This is a genomic window from Peribacillus sp., from assembly GCF_059453735.1.
Genome location: NZ_JAZVJO010000281.1, coordinates 1 through 3,430 on the forward strand (window position 1 = coordinate 1; position 3,430 = coordinate 3,430).

Genomic DNA, 3,430 nt, shown 5'->3' on the forward strand with positions numbered 1-3,430 from the left:
CAACGTACGATCAGGAATTGTTGGCGAACTTGAAAGAATTTGCGAAGAGCCATCATTTATTCATCAATGATGTCATCGAATATAGCGTGAATTACATTGATATTGAAAAAAGTAAAAATAGCAGCTATAAACATAGAATAGAGTAGGGGGATCAATTCATTTATTCTATTTCATACAACGCCCCGAACATAATATATATTATAGGAAGTTGTATTTTTTATCTCTATAATATCTCATATCACAAGAATACTCTTAATATTGAGACAGAATATTTTTTTTGAGATGATCATTTTTTAAACAAGTTTACTGCAGCTATGTTAACTGCCATTCAGCAGCTATAACAAAACCCAATGTATCCAACACGTTAAGTGTAATCATTGGGTTTTTATCGTGTTTTTTAATCCGCATTCCTTAATCCAGTTATCTACTCATTTCAGTTGCTTTTCAGCTTTTTACTGACAATTAACTGGGTTACCGTGTACGGAACCAATTTATATGAATTTCATGTCATTAACTTATTAAATTCTCATTATTTATTAGTTATTGCCATCATGCCGTTCGGATATCCTTTAGATTCTCATACAGCTCTTTCAGCGTGTTTTGGATAAGTTTTGAACGTTACCCCTAGTTAATCTTTAAGTGCGCTTTATGGGCACGTTTTAATCGATTATTGAATATAAAAACGAATTCCGTTACCCCTTTTTTATTTTCCCAGGCTTAGCCATTTGCCTTGGCAATTCTTCTTAAGATTCATATGTTATTCATATACTGTCTATTTTTTAAGGAGTCGATTTATGTGAATACGCGTTATCTTGGCATCGTTATTCCTAAAAACGATTATGATAAGATGCTTGATCCAGATAAAGACACCGCTGAAATGTTTTCTATTTTTGAGCAAACAGCTAAACGGATTGGGATTACTCCCTGCTATTTTAAATTGTTTCAAATTAAACCGAATCAAGATACGATTGATGCCTATGTATTGGGTGATGATGGGTACTTTCTTATGAACGTCCCTTCACCCAAGGTCATATACACACGTGTTTTAGACTATTTGCCGTCCTCTAAAAAACATATCCGCTCTCTGCAGGAAAGTGGGATTAAAGTGTTTAATGTCCCCAATTATGATGTAGAGAAATACACGATTCATCAGATTTTGTATCGTGATCTCTCCCTCCGGCCTTATCTGCCTCATACTGAATTGCTAACGCCTGAAACGCTACTCATGATGATGAAAAGGTATGATAAATTGTTTCTAAAGCCGAATTACGGAGAATGCGGCCGAGGTGCGATGAAGCTTGAAAAGTCTCGAGATGGCTGGGTGCTTTCTTATAAAATAAAAGGTAGCTTAGTGCTGAAAAAGCGTTTTTTCAAACACACTCCTTCGAAAATTATTTTTTCACGTATGGAAAAAACGCAGTATTTGATTCAGGAATATATTCCGCTTGCTAAATACTATAACAAACCCTTTGACATGCGAGTCGCCGCTCAGAAAGATGAACACGGGATCTTTCAGGTATCTGCCATCATGTGTAAGGTTGCAGGAAGTGATGATTATCTAACAAATGGTGCACATGGCGGCAAGACGTATCGACTTGCTGAGATCGCTGAATTCACGAATCCATCTATTCCCTATGAAGTTCTGGAGAGTAAAATTGCTTCGTTTGGGATTTATATTGCTGAATACTTGAATACATTTTATCCCCATATCGCCGATTTAGGATTTGATATTGGGGTTACCAAGAAAGGGAAACCGTATTTTGTAGAATGTAATTTTATCAGTGATTATGTTGGCGGCCTAATTAAAAACGGAGAGATTTTACACAAAGATTTTCTTCCGATATTTTCGACACCGATCGAATATGCCGGTTATTTGTTTACTAAGTATGATTTAACATAAAAAAACTGCCATTTTTCCCTTTGGCAGTTTTTTTATATTTATTCAAGGATTAAGCAGCTGTTTCATGACATCCTTATAGGAACTTCGCATAGACGTCTTCATTAAAATGATACTATCTTCGGTAGCATAGCGGATTAATAGCTTCATGAGCTCTTTTTTACTGCGGGCATGATGAATGTGTGATTCGTTCATTCCTAATTCTGCAGCTTTCTCTCCAATTTGATTCGCATCTTTACCGACAGTGATCAGGACATCAGTCTGATTGGCAACAACTAGTTCACCAATTTTCTGATGTTCAATTAGTGTATGTTCCCCCATCTCGGCGACATTACCTAATACAGCAACTGTCCGTTTTCCATTTGAGGTTTCCCTTAGTACTTCAAGAGCTGCCTCAATAGAAGTAGTATTTGTATTCCAGGTATCATCAATTACTAAACAATTGCGTATGCCTTTATGGAACTCTAAGTGACTTCTGACATGACGAAAATCATTAAGCCGTTCTATGGCCGTTTCAATCGGTACACCGGCTTCTGTGACCGCTGCAAAGGCTGCAAGGGCATTATACACATTATGAGTTCCATACCCTGGAACAAAACAATTAAATGTACGTCTCCCGTAGAAGAGAATAAAGTCCATCCCATGTCTTTCGTGGTTAAAGCCTATTTCACCAGCCCGAAAATGAGCATTTGTGCTTTTTCCAAAGAAAAGAATACGGCCTTTAAACTGTTTGAGCGGGATGCGTTGACTATATTCGTCGTCGGTGTTCAAGATGATGGTCCCGTGCTCTCCAACTGCATTAAGCATTTGGATTTTTTCTTTAAAATATGCTTCTTGACTTTTAAAGTCCTCCATATGATCGGTACTTATCTTGGTAATGATCCCAATGGTTGGCCGGAAATGCCGGGCGGAATGCCAAAGCTGATTTGGGCCGGCAACCCCCATTTCCATCACGGCGGCATCGGTATCTTCATCAAACTGTACTAAATAATGAAGATTTCGTTCTAACGCATTATGACTAAGAAGCGTTTTCACGACCTTTTTGTCTCCAAGCATAGAAGCAATCATTTCCTTCGTCGTCGTTTTTCCTGATGTGCCTGTTACACCAATTACTGGGATGATAAATTGACTGCGGTAATACTTAATAAATGCCCAATAAGACTTCATAAGAGCTTCTACCTTAATGATGGTTACCCCTTTTCCGATAAACTTCAGAACTGAGGCATGTGAAGATACTAATGTACAGGTACTTAAATCTTTCGGAAGAGTAAAACGCTTTTTGGAATCAAAGAAAATCAAGGAGTGTTTTTTTATTTGGTGCCTCGGGTGGCTTACAACATGTTTAATTAACTGATGAGGATCTCCTGATACCACAGTCCCCTGCAAAACCGGAAGCACCTGATCAACTTGCAATGTTTTCATGAGTACCCAACTCTCTTTTTATCATTTGGTATTATCTTATTTCCAAGCGATAAAAAGCGTTTCATTAAAACCACCCATTTTACATTTTGGTTCATCCCTGCACAGACCATT

Annotated in this window: 2 protein-coding genes; one reads left to right on the forward strand and one right to left on the reverse strand. The window is 37.6% G+C overall.

Annotated features, from left to right (window positions below):
- Nucleotides 1-796: 796 nt before the first annotated feature.
- Nucleotides 797-1,900, forward strand: coding sequence for a YheC/YheD family protein (locus tag AC52RT_RS09040; protein ID WP_495540433.1), 1,104 nt, complete (start codon nucleotides 797-799; stop codon nucleotides 1,898-1,900).
- Nucleotides 1,901-1,942: 42 nt separating this feature from the next.
- Here the strand turns inward: AC52RT_RS09040 and AC52RT_RS09045 are convergent, their stop codons facing one another.
- The gene (locus tag AC52RT_RS09045) at nucleotides 1,943-3,319 is read right to left on the reverse strand and encodes a Mur ligase family protein (RefSeq protein WP_495540434.1); all 1,377 of its coding nucleotides are present in this window, start codon (nucleotides 3,317-3,319) and stop codon (nucleotides 1,943-1,945) included.
- Nucleotides 3,320-3,430: the final 111 nt, after the last annotated feature.